At 61.9% G+C, this 15333-nt stretch carries 13 protein-coding genes; 7 read left to right on the forward strand and 6 right to left on the reverse strand.

Annotated features, from left to right (window positions below):
- Positions 1 to 6 precede the first annotated feature (6 nt).
- The 6 genes from G7048_RS17965 (at position 7) to G7048_RS17990 (ending at position 5071) form a co-directional block, all read left to right on the forward strand.
- A complete protein-coding gene (locus G7048_RS17965; RefSeq protein ID WP_166069457.1) occupies positions 7 to 597 on the forward strand; it encodes a YceI family protein in 591 nt (196 codons plus the stop codon).
- Positions 598 to 651: 54 nt separating this feature from the next.
- A complete protein-coding gene (locus G7048_RS17970; RefSeq protein ID WP_166069458.1) occupies positions 652 to 1227 on the forward strand; it encodes a YceI family protein in 576 nt (191 codons plus the stop codon).
- Positions 1228 to 1502: 275 nt separating this feature from the next.
- On the forward strand, positions 1503 to 2150 hold the full coding sequence (locus G7048_RS17975) for a CsgG/HfaB family protein (RefSeq protein ID WP_166069459.1): 648 nt from the start codon (positions 1503 to 1505) through the stop codon (positions 2148 to 2150).
- Between the two features lie 14 nt (positions 2151 to 2164).
- Complete coding sequence (locus G7048_RS17980) at positions 2165 to 2671, forward strand: hypothetical protein (RefSeq protein ID WP_166069460.1); 507 nt, start codon at positions 2165 to 2167, stop codon at positions 2669 to 2671.
- Between the two features lie 25 nt (positions 2672 to 2696).
- A complete protein-coding gene (locus tag G7048_RS17985; RefSeq protein WP_166069461.1) occupies positions 2697 to 3569 on the forward strand; it encodes a hypothetical protein in 873 nt (290 codons plus the stop codon).
- A 56-nt stretch (positions 3570 to 3625) separates the two neighbouring features.
- Positions 3626 to 5071: a hypothetical protein gene (locus G7048_RS17990; protein WP_166069462.1), complete on the forward strand. Its 1446-nt coding sequence runs from the start codon at positions 3626 to 3628 to the stop codon at positions 5069 to 5071.
- 32 nt (positions 5072 to 5103) lie between these two features.
- Here the strand turns inward: G7048_RS17990 and G7048_RS17995 are convergent, their stop codons facing one another.
- The 6 genes from G7048_RS17995 to G7048_RS18020 form a co-directional block, all read right to left on the reverse strand.
- Positions 5104 to 6315, reverse strand: a complete 1212-nt coding sequence (locus G7048_RS17995; protein WP_240933021.1) for an FUSC family protein — start codon at positions 6313 to 6315, stop codon at positions 5104 to 5106.
- Positions 6272 to 6679: a MarR family winged helix-turn-helix transcriptional regulator gene (locus G7048_RS18000; RefSeq protein ID WP_240933022.1), complete on the reverse strand. Its 408-nt coding sequence runs from the start codon at positions 6677 to 6679 to the stop codon at positions 6272 to 6274. The genes G7048_RS17995 and G7048_RS18000 overlap by 44 nt, the downstream gene beginning before the upstream one ends.
- 195 nt (positions 6680 to 6874) lie before the next feature.
- Positions 6875 to 8590 carry an acyl-CoA dehydrogenase family protein gene (locus G7048_RS18005; protein WP_166069464.1) on the reverse strand — a complete coding sequence of 572 codons (1716 nt, stop codon included), beginning with the start codon at positions 8588 to 8590 and terminating at the stop codon, positions 6875 to 6877.
- A gap of 40 nt (positions 8591 to 8630) precedes the next feature.
- On the reverse strand, positions 8631 to 9272 hold the full coding sequence (locus tag G7048_RS18010; RefSeq protein ID WP_166069465.1) for a TetR/AcrR family transcriptional regulator: 642 nt from the start codon (positions 9270 to 9272) through the stop codon (positions 8631 to 8633).
- 397 nt (positions 9273 to 9669) lie between these two features.
- Positions 9670 to 11970 carry an NADP-dependent malic enzyme gene (locus tag G7048_RS18015; RefSeq protein WP_166069466.1) on the reverse strand — a complete coding sequence of 767 codons (2301 nt, stop codon included), beginning with the start codon at positions 11968 to 11970 and terminating at the stop codon, positions 9670 to 9672.
- A 204-nt stretch (positions 11971 to 12174) separates the two neighbouring features.
- On the reverse strand, positions 12175 to 13662 hold the full coding sequence (locus G7048_RS18020) for a nucleobase:cation symporter-2 family protein (RefSeq protein ID WP_166069467.1): 1488 nt from the start codon (positions 13660 to 13662) through the stop codon (positions 12175 to 12177).
- Positions 13663 to 14305: 643 nt separating this feature from the next.
- Here G7048_RS18020 and G7048_RS18025 point away from each other — a divergent pair.
- Entirely contained in the window at positions 14306 to 15229 is a 924-nt protein-coding gene (locus G7048_RS18025; RefSeq protein WP_166069468.1) for an AraC family transcriptional regulator, read from the forward strand.
- Positions 15230 to 15333 lie beyond the last annotated feature (104 nt).

Genomic DNA, 15333 nt, shown 5'->3' on the forward strand with positions numbered 1-15333 from the left:
AATGAAATGATGTTGACGAAAAAATTCTCTGCCCTGAGCGCAGGCGTCGTGCTGGCGGGTTCCGCGCTGATGATGGCCGCTCCTGCCGCCCATGCACAGCAAGCCGTCGTGCCCGCTCAAAGCGAAATCGCGTTCGTGAGCAAGCAGATGGGCGTGCCGGTGGAAGGCAAGTTCAAGAAGTTCGATGCACAGGTGTCGTTCGATCCCGCCAAGCTCGCGACCAGCAAGGTGGCGTTCACCATCGACACCGGCAGCGCCACACTCGGCGTGAAGGAAACCGATGCGGAACTGCCAAAGGCCGTGTGGTTTAACGTGCCGAAATTTCCTCAGGCTACATTCCAGTCTTCGGCCATCAAGTCGGTAGGCGGGGGCAAGTATGAAGTGGCCGGCAAGCTGAGCATCAAGGGCGCGAGTCAGGATGTGGTGGTGCCCGTCACGCTCACTCAGAGCGGCGCCACGACCACGGCTGTGGGCAGTTTTCCCATCAAGCGCCTGACGTTCAAGATCGGCGAGAACGAGTGGGCCGACACCTCGATGGTGGCGGACGACGTGCAGGTGAAATTCAAACTGGCACTGACCGGCGTTCCCAAGATCTGATTCCGGATCTTCCTTCTTTTTTGGTATTTTTGATTTTTGACTGGAGCAATTCCCATGCGTAAATTCCTCTTCGCCCTGGCCGCCACCGCTGCATTCGTTGGTTCCGCTGCACAAGCACAGACCGCCACTTATGCCATCGATCCTTCGCACACGTTCGCAACCTTCGAGATCAGCCACTTTGGTGCCAGCGTGAATCGCGCTCGCTTCGACAAGAAGGAAGGCACTGTGCAACTGGACAAGACAGCCAAGACCGGCAAGGTGGAACTCACGCTGCAGATCGACTCCGTGAACTCGGGTGTGGCACCGTTCAACAAGCATCTGCAAAGCGCTGAAATCTTCGACGCAGAGAAGTTTCCGACAGCCAAATTTGTGGGCGACAAGTTCACGTTCGACGGCGACAAGGTGGTGTCGGTTTCCGGCGACCTGACCATCAAGGGCAAGACCCAGCCAGTGACCTTCAAGGCCAACCAGTTCGCCTGCTACGAAAGCCCGATGCTCAAGCGCGAAGTGTGCGGCGGCGACTTCGAAACCACGATCGACCGCACTGCGTTTGGCGTGGACTACGGCGTGGCTTACGGCTTCCCCAAGAGCGTGCGCATCGTGGCCCAGATCGAAGCAGTCAAGCAGTAAGCTTCGTTTCCCGGTTGGATTCGACGAAGGGCTGGTGCCGAAAGGTGCCAGCCTTTTTGCATGGGTTGCGTGACGTATTGCAGCTCCTCGGATCTTTGTGAGCTTGAGCTGCGCGCGCGAATTAGCACGTGTGCTGCGCGAAATCCATACCTCACTTGCGGGATGGACTAAAAAGTGGGGGCTTTTTACATTCAGTTTCCATGAAGGCCGTCATTTGTTGCGATGGCTCAAACGCTTGGCCTTTGGGCTGGCTTTCGGATCCTCGGTAAAAAACTATGCTGAATCAACGTCGTTTATTTCATGTATCCACCGCCGTGCTGGCTGTGGTCGCACTGGCCGGGTGCCAGAGCAATCCCCCCGTGCAGAACGCCAGTGGCGTGCAATCCATGGAAGTGGATTCGAGCCGCAAAGGGCCGGTGTCCGGCGTGGGCGTCGAAGGTCAGGACATCGTCAGCATGACCGACCAGATGATGCGTGACATTCTGGTCGAGCCGATCTTTGCGGACACCGGCAAGCGCCCGCGCGTGATCATCGATGCGCAGTATTTCGTCAACGAAAGCTCGCAAGCCATGAACCGCAATCTGATCACGCAGCGGCTGATGGTCAATCTCAACCGCGCAGCGCGTTCGCGCATGCAGTTCATCAACCGCCAGAACGCGGCCATGGTGGAGCAGGAGCGCGCGCTCAAGCGCAGCGGCACCACCGATGTGGGCACCACCGGTTTGACCAAGGCGCAGGCCGGTGCGGACTACCGCCTGTCCGGCAAGATCACATCGCTCGACAGCCGCAGCAACCGCTCGGGGCTGGTGCAGCGCTACACGCAGATTTCGTTCGAGCTGACCGATCTGGAGTCGGGTGAAATCGTCTGGGCAGGCATCTACGAGTTCTCGCGCGCTGCGGCGGACGACGTGGTCTATCGCTGAAAGGAAGACGCATCATGATGACTCGACTGCTGCTTCCACTGGCCTGCTTCGGCGTGGTTCTTGTCTCCACGGGTTGCACGACAGTGCAGTCCACCCCGCCCACCGCCATGGGTTGCCCGACCTGGGAACAACAACAGCGCACCGGCGTTGCTCAGCGCTTTGGCGGCATCCAGATGCTGTCGCCGGAACTGGAGCGCATCATCGGCGTGCAGGACATGAGCACATCGCGCACGCCCACGGGCTTGGCGGCGGTGCAGGCCGATGTCTACAACTGCAGCGATGCGGATCTGGTGCTGCTGATGCGCACACGCTTCTCCGGTGATCGTGGACAGAGCGAGCCGCCAAGCGCCTGGAAGACGGTGTTTCTGCCGCCGCGCGGGCATGCGGTTTATGGCGAATCCGCGATCTCGCAGACCACCCGGAAAGTGGCCATCGACATCCACGATGCCAATCGCGGCCAGTCGCAATGGCAGCAGGGACAGAGCTACACCGTGCCGGTGCAACCGGTGGACATTCGCTGAACGCGCAGCAGCAAGAGAGACGACCATGACCCAGTCAAACAAGGGCGCGCGAGCTGCCCTGATGATCCCGCTCGCCCTGACGACAGCGTTGCTGGCCTTGCCGACACAGGCGCAACAGATGCGTGATCGCATGTCCGATGTCTACCGCGATGGACAACCGGAGGTGCTGCCAGCGCCGTTGCCAGTGCGCTCTCCCGACGCGCAGCCCGTACTCCAAAGGTCTGCATTCTCTCAGGCCTATGCGAGAGCTGGCCGCCCGACGATTGCGGTCTATTGGAATCGTCAGTTGGCCGAGTTGATGGAGCCCACCGACATCGTGCAGACCCACATCGAGACCATCGACACGCGAAGCGGTGATGGCAAGCGAGCGGACGAAGAAGACACCAGAAACATCACCGTCACGTCGCAGCGTCTGCAAAGAACCGAACAACGGCGCAGCAAGCTGCCGGAGCACCTGGACCTGCAACTGCGGTCGGCCTTCATGCAGTCCATGACCTCGGCGGGCGTGCGATTGGTGGATCGCAACGTGGTGATCCGAACCACGTCCGCGCAGCGCAAGGGGCCGGCGTCCGCACGACATGGTCAGCATGTGGAGAGCGAAGCATTGCTGCAGCACGCCAAGCTGCTGATGGAGGTGCTGCACATGCCGGACGCGGCATCGCCCCGTGGCTGGTCGGTGCATGTGTCGATCAAGCGCATGGACGATGGCGTGCTGCTGACCGAAGGCTACATGGACACCAGACCGCCGGAGCGCGCGAGCAATGAGCCGCGCAGGTTCGAAGCCGATCCGAACGGCGGCTTTCGCGAGGTGCTGCCAAGCAACACGATTAGCGACATAGGCCGTCGCATTGGCGAGCAGACGCTGGCGCGATTGGGCGAAGCGTTGGCCACGCGCTGACGACATCCACGGAAACGACAGACAACTGGGTCCCTCACGGGAAAAGGAGAAGCATCATGGCATTCAAATCACATCGCAATCTGCGCCGCGCGCTGGCGTTCACTCCGGTGGCAACGGCGGTCTTGGCGGCAACGCTCGGCATGCCGGCGCATGCGCAATGGGGCGCGTTGTTCCAGAGCCTTGTGCAGACGCAGTCGAACAACGCTGCGCAGGAAGCGCAAAAGCAAGCCGTGGAACAAGCGACCGCAACGCCCAAGAAGAAGTGGGCTGCGACCAAGGTCGTTCCCGCCGATCTGCAGCAACGTGCCAGTGCCTACGCAGCGCAGACTCCCGATGCGGAAATGCGCGTTCTGCACGAGCGGCTCTACATCGAGGGCGAGCGCAATGCCACGTTGAACTACCAGCGCATTGGCCTGGCGGCGTTGGCGGCAGGCAAGCTGGATGTGGCGGAGAAGGCGCTCGATGCTGCAACGCTGCGCATCGATCAGGTCTATGCCGACAACGAAGAGGCCAAGAAGGCCAAGTCGATGTGGACGGCCGAGAAGGTCAAGGACTTCAAGGGCGAGCCCTATGAGCGCGCGATGACCTACTTCTATCGTGGACTGGTCTACGCGGCGAGAAGCGATTTCCAGAACGCGCGTGCCATGTTCAAACAGGCGGATTATCAGGACACAGTGGCCGAGTCCGAGCAGTACGCGGGTGACTTCGGCCTCATGCCTTACATGGCGGGCTGGGCAAGCTACTGCGATGGAAATTCGGCGCTGGCCAAGGATTTCCTGCAGATGGCGATCAAGGGCGAGCCATCGTATTCCAACGTGCCCGTCGAGCAGCCCGTGCTGGTGTTGCTCGAAACAGGTCGTGCGCCATTCAAATATGGCGCAGGCAAGCATGGCGAGCAGCTCAAGTGGCAGGCCTACGATCAACAGCCTTCCGGCGTGAGCGCGAGCTGCAGCAACTCGCAGGACAGCGCGTGCTTCAGCAGCAGCTTCGTGATGGGTGCAGACATCGGTTATCAGGCCACGACACGCGGCGGTCGCCAGATCGATTCGGTGCTCAACGGCAAGGCGTCGTTCAAGGATGGCGCGCAGGGCGTGGCCGATGTGGCCAACACCTTGGGCAGCGTGGGCATGAGCGTGGCGATGGGAACTGGCAGTCGCGACGCCGCAGGCCTTGGTCTGCTGGGCATGTTTGCGGGGTTGGTCGCGCAGGGCATCTCGTCATCCACGCAAGCGCAGGCCGACATCCGCGAATGGGAGCAACTGCCCGCCAATGTGTGGCTGGCAACCGCGCCGACCAAGTTGGAGAGTGGGTTGACCGCGCAGGTGGCCGGAGATCGCAAGATCGAACTCACGCGCATTGCCGACGCGCCTTCGTGCCAGCTCTATTGGGGACGCAGCACGGCTCCACTGAGCGTGCTGGGGGATGCAGGACCGCTGGAGCCGGGCGAGCATCCACGCGATCCGGCTTTCCGTCAGCAACTGGAAGCAGCTCCAGCGAGCTGATTCGAGTTGACTCCAGCGGCTTCGGTTGCGACTCAGACCTTGCGCGCGTGGTGGCGCGCAAGGTGCACGCGCTCGTCGAGTGACGACAGCACCAGCGCGAACACGATGCCGACGAGGGCCCCGAGCGCCGTGTCGTAGATGCGCGATACCGCCATCTCGGTGGCACCGGCATGGCCCGACAGCGCCGTCATCAGCAAGGCCATGGGCGTGATGGCGATCTGGCCGAGAGCATAGTTGTAGCCGATGATGATTTCGGTGATGAACTGGAAGATCGCCACCACCAGCAGAATCTGCCAGAACGATGGATGGGCCGACAGAATTACCCACGCGATGAACGCGCCAATGATGGTGCCGAGCGTGCGCTGCCATGCGCGGTGGATGGTGCCGGGCAGATGCACGCCTTGCAGAATCGCGATGGCACCGATCGACGCCCAAGCGGGATGCGACCAGTCCATGGCGTAGGCGATCAGCGACGAGATCGCTGCGCACGCGGCAACGCGCACCGCAAACTGTGGTGCATAGCCGGGCGTGAGTGGCGACAGCTTCGAAGCGGTGTTGGCCGGGGGGATGGATGGCGGCGCGGGCAGGCGCACATCGAGATCGCGCAGATGGTCGGTGAGCAGGCACACGATCATGGCGGCGGCCGCCCCGGCGGCAGTTGCCAGAACGCGCTCGGCCCATGCCGCTCCGCTGTCGATGGGCGTGATGGCGGCGCTGGCCGCGAACACAAAGATCACCGCGCCCGGCGCACCAATCTGCGTGCGATGAGCGACAGCGGCAAGCAAACCCGCAATCACTGACAGCAGCAGCAACATGCCGACGGGCTCGATGCCGAGCAGCGCCATGAACGAGAGAATCGCCACCGGCGCCGTCAGCATGCAGCCTGCGGTGAACACCATGGAGCGGCGCTTGGCGGGCGAAGCAAAGCGCCCGAACAGCGCCGCCATGCCGCCGAGTGCGGCAAAGCCCGCCATGTGCGACCAGGGTGAGTAGTGCAGCGCGATGGCCGACACCACGACAGCGATGGTCGCCTGCATGCCAGCAATCGTGGCGTTGCGGATGGACGGCGGGCGGTTGAGCGAAAGGCTCTCGCGCAGGCGTGCAGGGGCGAGCGTCTGCATCAGCATCTGGCTGCGCGAGGCTTGGTGGGCAATGGCTTGTTCTGTCCGTACAGACCTCATTTCGTCGTACCAACCCACTTCATGCGACTGGCTGTGCGGAGTTGTCCGTACGCGATTTGTCATTGAGCGCTGCGATGCGCTGATCGATCACATCGAAGGCCTTCACCATGATGTCGATGGTCTCGTCGTCCACGCCCACCAGCAGTTCGTCTTCGAGCGCCACCAGGCGCTTGCGGATGGCCTGCACCTTGGTGCGACCCACGGGCGTGAGGTTCAGCAGCTTGATGCGGCGATCGGTGGGGTGAGGGCGGCGCTCCACCAGATCCTGCGACACCAGCATGTCGAGCAGGCGCACAAGGCTGGAGCCGTCGATGCCGACCGCTGCCGCGAGCTCGCTTTGAGAAATGCCGTCGCCCAGACGGTGCAGATGAATCAGCGGCGACCAGGCGGCGTCGCTGAGCCCGGCGGCGGCCAGACGGGTGTCCAACGTGTGTCTCCAGCGGCGGGCCAATCCCACAAGTCGAAAGCCTACGCGACGCCGTGGGGTGATGAAATCCTTGTTTGTCATGCAGTCAATTTTATTGAAATCATTGTGATTCAAATGATTTCAATAATAATTTACCGCCTGCAGTCAGGGATATTGCGGGTGTGCGCAAAGGCCTCGTGCGTTCTCCAGGCAGCGTCAGGCGAACACGTTGGCGCGTTGAACGATGCGCTTGGCCGCCTCGGAGCCAACGCCCGCGCCCATGGTGCCGAAGTGCGAACCCCAGTCGCTGCCCATCAAGCCGCAGCGTGTGGTGAAGAACGCGTTGCTCACTTCGGCCGTGCTGTGCTGCAGCAGTTCCGCGCCTTGAATGGTGCGCGCGATGGCCTCGGTCATCGGGCGGGCGAGGTATTCGTCGGTGAGCGCTGCGGCGATCAGTCGTTCGGTGTTGGCCGCGAGCTGGTCGAAGCGTGCATCCTGACCGGCGAGTTTTTTCCATTCGGCCAGCAGCGCGTCGCGTGTTTCCGGCGTGCGCTGCATGGCGCGGCGCACGTCCATGCACATCATGTTGGCCGTGCCTTCCCACACGCTGTTGAGCGGCGCTTCGCGGTACAGGCGGGCCATCGGGTTTTCTTCGATGAAGCCATTGCCGCCGTGGCATTGCAGGGCCTCGTTCGCAATCGCCGGAGCACGCGAGCAGTTGAAGAACTTGGCGGCGGGCGTGGCTATGCGGGCGAGCAGCTTTTCGTGCTCGTTGCCCTTGTCCATGCCGTCGGTCGCCTTGGCCACGCGCAGGGCGAAGAGGGTGGCGGCTTCGACTTCGACGGCCATGTCGGCCAGCACGTTGAGCATCATGGGCCGCTCGGCAATCGATGTGCCGAATGCCGAGCGTGTGGTGGTGTGCTGCAATGCGAGCGTCAATGCCTGGCGCATGAGTCCGGCAGAGCCCACGGCAAAATCGAGGCGCGTGAGATGTGCGTGCGACAGAATCTCGCGAATGCCGTGGCCTTCCTCGCCCACGCGGATGGCGAGGGTGCCTGCGTACTCCACTTCGCTCGATGCGTTGGAGCGATTGCCCGCCTTGTCCTTGAGGCGCTGGACGAAGAAGCGGTTGAATGAGCCATCGGGCAGCGTGCGCGGCAGAAAGAAGCAGGTCACGCCGCCATCGACCTTGGCGAGCGTGAAGAAGCCATCGGACTGTGGCACCGAGCAGAACCATTTGTGGCCGGTGAGTTCGTACCAGTGCGCGGTGGCACCGTGGTAGTTGGCGCTGTGCGAGAAGCGCGCCGTGGTCTGCGTTTCGCGCAGGTCCGAGCCGCCTTGCTTTTCGGTCATCGCGTAGCCGATCACGACCGATGGCTTGTCGCCCACTTCGCTGCGGCTGAATTGGTATTGCGTGCCCAGCGATTTCTGGGCCCAGATCGCGAGTGCCGGTTCGACAGAAAAACCTGCGTGCGACGCATAGGCCATGCCGGTGGGGCAGGCCGTTCCCTGCTCGACCTGATTCCACAGATAGGACAGTACGGCGCGTGCATAGTGGCCGCCTTCTTCCTTGGTCCGCCAGGTGAGATTGGGCACCTCGTGCTTCCACGCGAGCGTCATCAGTTGATGCCAACTCGGATGGAACTCCACCCAGTCGATGCGATGACCGAAGCGGTCATGCGTCTTGAGTTCAGGGTTGTGCTTGTTCGCCAGTCGTGCCAGTTCCTGCACCTGCTCGTCGCCCGCCACGGCTCCCAATGCGGCGCAGCGCTCTGCCGCCCATGGCGCTTCTCGCTGTATGGCCGCAGTGAGCACGTTATCGTTGGAAAACGCGTTGAAGCCGCTTGCCGGTTGGGCCTGATTGCGCACCTCGTGCGTCTGGTATCGATTGGCGGGCGCGGCGAGGGATTCGGTGATGGTGAGCTGGTTCATGGCGTTTGTCTCCTGCTTTTTTGGGGTGAGAAATGGGCGTTCAACCGGCTTTGGCGGCAATGCTGGAGCAAGCCAGTGCGGCAATCTGATTGGCAAGCGTCTCGATCTCGACGCGCTGGTCGGCCTCGTTCATCTGCGCGGTGTTCGCAAGCGGCGAGAGCGGGCCGATCAGTCCTTCCATGAAGCCACCGACGATGACCGTGGCGGCGATGTCGGCGCGCACGTCGTTGCGAAAGCGCTTGTCCGTTTGACCTGCTTCGATCACCCCGCGAATCACTTCGCTGATGGCGGCGCGGTATTGCAGACGCACTTCATCGATGGCCTTGTCGCAGGGCTCGGCAATCAACGCATAGGCCAGGCGCGGATTGCGCATGGCGCGGATGACGAAAGTGGTCACCATCGAGTGGATGCGCTCCTGCGTGCTGGCGTCCGAGGCGGCAATGTCGGTGAGCACATCCACTTCGCGCTGGGATACGCGCGAGAGGACGTCGGCGAAGAGTTCTGCCTTTGATGGGAAGTAGCGGTAGACGGTGCCGGTGGCGATGCCTGCCGTCGTCGCGACATTGGCGATCTGCGCTTCTTGCCAGCCGCCTTCGCTGACCAGGGCTCTGGCGGCTTTGAGGATGCGGGTTTTGTTGTCTTGAAGCTTGGCTTCAATGGCTGGGGTTTGTCGGTAGGCCATCTGCTTTGTTTCTAAGAAATGAATGGTGATTCATTGAATGGTGTGAATCGTAGTTCATTCTTTGGGTTGTGGCAATGGGTGATGGGTTTGAGGGCGGAGGCCGGGAGTTCCGCCCGGCGGCGGAGTCCCTTTTTGCTTGCGCACAAAAAGGAACCAAAAATGCGCTTGAATACCTGCGGCAAAACTCTCTGCGCGCCGAAGGCGCTCCGTTCAGACAGCTTGCCGCAAGTCAGTCTGGAAGAGGTGTGATTCGGCACTTCGCGTTGCTCGTGCCGGGCGCTGCGTAGCTGCGTTTTGTGTGGGATGCCCGCTGCTCGTTTGGGGGCGTGGATGCTGTCGTGCTCCCAAATGAAAAACGCCGCGTGAAGCGGCGTTTTGTCATCGAAGTTGGTTCGACTTATGCTTTGCGGCTGCTGGCTGCGTTGGCTGCTGCCAGTGCGGTCATGTTCACCACGCGGCGCACTGTGGCCGAGGGGGTGAGCACGTCGGCTGCGCCGCCGCCGCCCAGCAGGATCGGGCCGATGGTGGTGCCGTGGCCGCCGGTTTGCTTGAGCACGTTGAACAGGATGTTCGCGGCGTCGAGGTTCGGGCAGATCAACACGTTGGCCGAGCCGGTGAGGGTGGTTTCCAGCAGGGTGTTGTGGCGCACCTTTTCGGACAGGGCCGCGTCGCCGTGCATTTCACCGTCGCATTCGATGTGCGGAGCCATCTTCTGGAACAGGTCGCGGGCCTTGCGCATCTTGACTGCGGAGGGGCGGGTGGACGAGCCGTAGTTGGAGTGCGACAGGAACGCGACCTTGGGTGGCAGACCGAAGCGCTGCACTTCTTCGGCCGCCATCAGCGCGATCGAGGCCAGTTGTTCGGCGGTCGGGTCTTCGTTGATGTAGGTGTCGGCGATGAACAGCGTGCCGGTGTCCAGCATCACGGCATTCACGGTGGCGAGTTGGGTGGCGTCTGGCTTCAGGCCGAGGATGTCGCGCACGTGGCCGAGGTGGGCGTCGAACTTGCCGACCAGACCGCAGAGCATCGCGTCGGCATCGCCCAGGTGCACCATCAGCGCTGCGATGATGGTGTTGGAGCGGCGCACTGCGGCCTTGGCGGCTTCGGGCGTCACGCCTTCGCGGCCCATGAGCTTGTGGTAGGTTTCCCAGTACTGGCGGAAGCGTGGATCGTCTTCCGGGTTGCAGACGTCGGCGTCTTTGCCGAGCTGCATGCGCAGGCCGGCCTTGGCGATGCGGGCTTCGATGACGGCGGGGCGGCCGATCAGAATGGGCTTGGCCAGACCGTCGTCGATGGCGACCTGGGCGGCGCGCAGCACGCGTTCGTCTTCACCTTCGGCATAGGCCACGCGTTGCACATTGGCCTTGGCCGCAGCGAACACGGGGCGCATGAACATGCTGGTCTGGTAGACGAAGCGAGTCAGGCTCTCGCGGTAGGCTTCGATGTCCTGGATGGGGCGGGTTGCCACGCCGGACTCTTGTGCTGCCTTGGCGACCGCAGGGGCGATGCGCAGGATCAGACGGGTGTCGAACGGGGTGGGGATCAGGTAGTCGGGGCCGAAGCTCAGTTCCTTGCCTTGGTAGGCGGCTGCCACTTCGTCGCTTACGTCGGCCTTGGCCAGCGCAGCGATTTCGCGCACGCAGGCGAGCTTCATGGCTTCGGTGATCTTCGTTGCGCCGCAATCCAGCGCGCCGCGGAAGATGTACGGGAAGCACAGCACGTTGTTCACCTGGTTCGGATAGTCCGAACGGCCGGTGGCCATGATGCAGTCGGGGCGAATCGCCTTGGCGAGTTCGGGGCGGATTTCTGGCTCGGGGTTGGCCAGCGCCAGAATGATCGGCTTGTCGCCCATGGTCTTGACCATGTCGGCGGTCAGCACGCCGGGGGCAGAGCAGCCGAGGAACACGTCGGCACCGTTGACCACGTCGGCCAGTGTGCGCGCGTCGGTCTTCTGTGCATAGCGTTGCTTGGATTCGTCCAGACCACCGGGGCGGCCGTCATAGATCACGCCCTTGGAGTCGACCATGTAGACGTTCTCGCGCTTGACGCCGAGGCCGACCATCACGTCCACGCAGGCAATCGCCGCAGCGCCCGCGCCGGAGACGGCGACCTTGACCTTGTCGATCTGCTTGCCGACCAGTTCCAGACCGTTGAGCAGGGCGGCGCTGGAGATGATGGCCGTGCCGTGCTGGTCGTCGTGGAACACGGGAATCTGCATGCGCTTGGACAGCTCACGCTCGATGTAGAAGCACTCGGGGGCCTTGATGTCTTCGAGGTTGATGCCGCCGAGCGTGGGCTCGAGAGAGGCGATGATCTCGATGAGCTTGTCCGGATCGCGTTCGGCCAGTTCGATGTCGAACACGTCCACGCCCGCGAACTTCTTGAACAGGCAGCCCTTGCCTTCCATGACCGGCTTGCTGGCCAGCGGGCCGATGTCGCCCAGACCCAGCACGGCCGTGCCGTTGGTGATCACGCCCACCAGGTTGCCGCGTGAGGTGTATTCCGAGGCCAGCGATGGATCGGCTTCGATGTCCAGGCACGGATAGGCCACGCCGGGCGAGTACGCCAGCGACAGGTCGCGCTGGTTGGACAGCGGCTTGGTCGGCGTGACGGAAATCTTGCCCTTGGAAGGGTTGCGGTGGTATTCGAGGGCGGCTTCGCGCAATGCAGCTTCTGCTGCAGACAAGTTTTGGGTCATACGATACTTACTACTGAACAATGTGATGGTTCGACAGAGCTTACTCCAGCATGACATGGCTGCTGGGCTAGGCCGAACCCTACAACGGTTGTGACAAAAGAATACAAAAAGCCCCGACGCTTTGCAGCGCAAGGGCTCTATGGCATCAAATACCTTGGGTAAAGGATTCGGATTCAGACATGCGGACTGGCGAGGCGAGTTGGTTCAATGCGCGTCGGTCTGAGCCGCAGCCCGCACAGCGGCGGAGGTGTCGCTGCTGGTGCCGTTGAAGAAGATGTTCAATAGTACCGCAGAGAGCGAGGCCAGCAGAATTCCCGATTCGATGAGCGGGTGGATGGGGTGAGGCATCCATTGGCGGAAGTTCGGGGCGACCAGCGGGATCATGCCCACGCCGATGGAGACGGCGACGATCATGGCGTTGTTGCGGTTCTTCTGGAAGTCCACATTGCTCAGGATGCGGATACCGGTGGCAGCCACCATGCCGAACATCACCAGACCCGCGCCGCCCAGCACCACGGTGGGCAGGGATTCGATCAGCGCCGCCATCTTGGGCAGGATGCCCAGAATGATCAGGATGACGCCGCCGGCCACGCACACCCAGCGGCTCTTCACGCCGGTCACGGCCACGAGGCCCACGTTCTGCGAGAAGCTGGTGTAGGGGAAGGTGTTGAAGATGCCGCCGAGCAGGGTGCCGAGGCCATCGGTGCGCAGGCCGCGTGTGAGGTCGTCCTGCGAAACTTCCTTGCTGGTCATGTCCGAGAGCGCGAGGAACATGCCGACGGACTCGATCATCACCACCACCATCACCAGCGACATGGTGAGGATCAGGATGGGGTCGAACACCGGTTTGGCGATCTCGAAGGGCAGCACCAGATCGAACCAGGCGGCCTCGGATACCTTGTGGAAATCCATCAGGCCCATGGCCGCAGTGATGATGCCGCCCACCACGATGCCGGCGAGCACCGAGACGTTGGCCAGAAAACCCTTGCCGAAGCGTGCAATCAGCAAGATGGTGATCAGCACCGCGCCGGAGATGCCCACGCCGGTCAGGTCGGCGTACTTGGGGTTGGGAATGGTCGGCACTACCGAAAAGCCCTTGGGCACGGGCGGCAGCGACGAGCCGGGCGCACCTGCTGCGGACTGTGCCTCGGCCAGCCATTTCAGATGCTCGGGGTTGGGAACGGAAGGCGCGGTCGGGCCGACGGGGTTGCCGAAGATCCAGTTGATGCCCACGCGCATCAGGCTGATGCCGATCACCGCGATGATTGTTCCGGTCACGACGGGCGGGAAGAAGCGCAGCATGCGACTGATGATGGGCGCGATCAAGAGCGAGATGATGCCCGCGCCGATCACCGATCCGAAGATCAGTCCGGCACCGGCCTGGCCTCCGGTGGTCTGCGCCATGGAAATCATCGGTGCGACGGACGCGAAGGTCACGCCCATCATCACCGGCAGTTTGATGCCGAACCACTGCGTTGCGCCCATGGCCTGGATCAGCGTGACCAGACCGCAGACGAACAAGTCGGCGGATATCAGATGCGCCACCTGCTCGGGCGCGAGATTCAGCGCGCGGCCCACGATCAGTGGAACGGCAACCGCTCCCGCATACATGACCAGCACGTGCTGCAGACCCAGCGTGGTGACCTTGCCAAGCGGGAGCTTTTCATCGACAGGATGGACAGAAGATGACATGGGGTACTACCTCTAAGCTTTTTTACGATGTCTTTGCACACTGGTATGCAAGCTTTGAGCCAGCTTGCATGCACCTGTTTTGTGCGCAATGATTCATACAAAAAGTGTATACAAAATAGATACCGACACATCCCCCGGGAAACCCTAGCGCCGCGCAAAGTCCTTGTAGGACAAGTTGCTGCGCGTTGGAGCCTGAAAGACGGTGGAATGGCGGGAATTGCGAGCGGATCATCATCGGGCTCTCCGCTGCTTGTGCGTCCGAATCTCACGATTCTTGCGACAACGGAGAGCAGCGCGTACGTTTGCATGCTTGAAAAATCCAGATGATGGAAAGAGATTGCGCGATCTGGTGAAGGTTGGGCCCGGTAGGGAGCGGCCATCCGCGTTGGCCTTCCTCCACGGAATGTCACAACAGCTTTCTTGAATTGTCAAAACTACCGCGTTCGACGGGCTTCTTCTTGTCTGCTGGATCAATATGGCGAGAAGACCCGGGTTTTACTGGTTGGTAGCTAATGGCTACCGTCTTTTAATATTGGTAGTATTGTTCGATATTCATGCACTGGAAGATGAGCTGCACCGAGTGGCTCCCCGCCGGTGAGTTGGGAACGAGCATGTTCATGCCTCCGAAAAGCTGATCTCTGCCATGTCGAGCCTCGCATTCAACAAGGCTCCCACCAATCTGCGGGCGATGGCTGCGGATGGCGATTCCGTTCCCGCCATTCCGACCGCTCCGCAGTACGGCAGCGCTGCCTTTCAATGGAATGGTTTCATTCTGGAGCGGCATCTGTTGCCCGCAGGCACGCTCCAGACGACTGTGATGACCAGCCACTGCCTGGCCATTCCACGCTCGCCAGTGCCCACGCCCATTCGGTGGCAGCTCAACAACCAGCGGATCGACGGTGCGATGTCGGCAGGCAAGGTGTACTTTCGCGCGGCAGGGGACGAACTGGCCAGCACCTGGGAGAACCCATTGGATGCCGTGTTCGTCTCCATCAGCCCGGACACGATCGGGCTGGCGCACGAAGAAGCCTTTCGGGGCAAGCCGGCGCTGCACAGCAATCTGAGTGGCGCGAACGATTTCGGCCTCGCTCAACTGGTGCTGGAACTCGATACCCACATTCAGGGCAGCCGCGTGGGCGGTGCGCTGTTCGAGCAGTCGGCGCTGCTGGCCTGTGGTCTGCGGCTGGCCTCGCTCTATGCATTGTCCGGCCCGGCCACAGAGCGGCCGACGACCGGCACGCTGGCTCGCCATACGCTCGCGCGGCTGGACGATTTCATTCTCAGCCACCTGACCGAGCCGCTCACCATCAACGCCATTGCCGATGCGGTCAATATGAGTGTCTACCACCTGTGCCGCAAGTTCCGAAAGACGCGTCAGGTCAGTCTTTGGCAGTACGTGCTCATGTGCCGCATTGCCTACGCGCGCAGGCTGATGCAGCGCAACCCGGACATGCCGCTGCTGGACGTGGCACTCGCCTGTGGTTTTGACTCGTACACGCAGTTCTTCGAGGCGTTTCGCAAGTTCTGCGGCATGTCTCCGCGCAATTTTGGCCGCCGTGTGGCCTGAAAGCCGCTAGCCAGCAAGGTGCGCAAAAAACCGAATGTTCCGAGAGGTGCGCAAATGTAATCTTTCATTGGGCATCTCAACGACGAGGTGCCATTCAATGGACG

Source organism: Diaphorobacter sp. HDW4B, from assembly GCF_011305535.1.
Taxonomy (GTDB): Bacteria; Pseudomonadota; Gammaproteobacteria; order Burkholderiales; family Burkholderiaceae_C; genus Diaphorobacter_A.

Excerpts from the sequence above, each read along its gene's own strand:
- G7048_RS18010 (WP_166069465.1), bottom strand. The coding sequence starts at position 9,272 with ATGGCCTACCGACAAACCCCAGCCATTGAAGCCAAGCTTCAAGACAAC.
- G7048_RS17985 (WP_166069461.1), top strand. The coding sequence starts at position 2,697 with ATGACCCAGTCAAACAAGGGCGCGCGAGCTGCCCTGATGATCCCGCTC.
- G7048_RS18025 (WP_166069468.1), top strand. The coding sequence starts at position 14,306 with ATGTCGAGCCTCGCATTCAACAAGGCTCCCACCAATCTGCGGGCGATG.
- G7048_RS18015 (WP_166069466.1), bottom strand. The coding sequence starts at position 11,970 with ATGACCCAAAACTTGTCTGCAGCAGAAGCTGCATTGCGCGAAGCCGCC.
- G7048_RS17965 (WP_166069457.1), top strand. The coding sequence starts at position 7 with ATGATGTTGACGAAAAAATTCTCTGCCCTGAGCGCAGGCGTCGTGCTG.
- G7048_RS17980 (WP_166069460.1), top strand. The coding sequence starts at position 2,165 with ATGATGACTCGACTGCTGCTTCCACTGGCCTGCTTCGGCGTGGTTCTT.
- G7048_RS17970 (WP_166069458.1), top strand. The coding sequence starts at position 652 with ATGCGTAAATTCCTCTTCGCCCTGGCCGCCACCGCTGCATTCGTTGGT.
- G7048_RS18020 (WP_166069467.1), bottom strand. The coding sequence starts at position 13,662 with ATGTCATCTTCTGTCCATCCTGTCGATGAAAAGCTCCCGCTTGGCAAG.
- G7048_RS17995 (WP_240933021.1), bottom strand. The coding sequence starts at position 6,315 with ATGACAAATCGCGTACGGACAACTCCGCACAGCCAGTCGCATGAAGTG.
- G7048_RS17990 (WP_166069462.1), top strand. The coding sequence starts at position 3,626 with ATGGCATTCAAATCACATCGCAATCTGCGCCGCGCGCTGGCGTTCACT.
- G7048_RS17975 (WP_166069459.1), top strand. The coding sequence starts at position 1,503 with ATGCTGAATCAACGTCGTTTATTTCATGTATCCACCGCCGTGCTGGCT.
- G7048_RS18005 (WP_166069464.1), bottom strand. The coding sequence starts at position 8,590 with ATGAACCAGCTCACCATCACCGAATCCCTCGCCGCGCCCGCCAATCGA.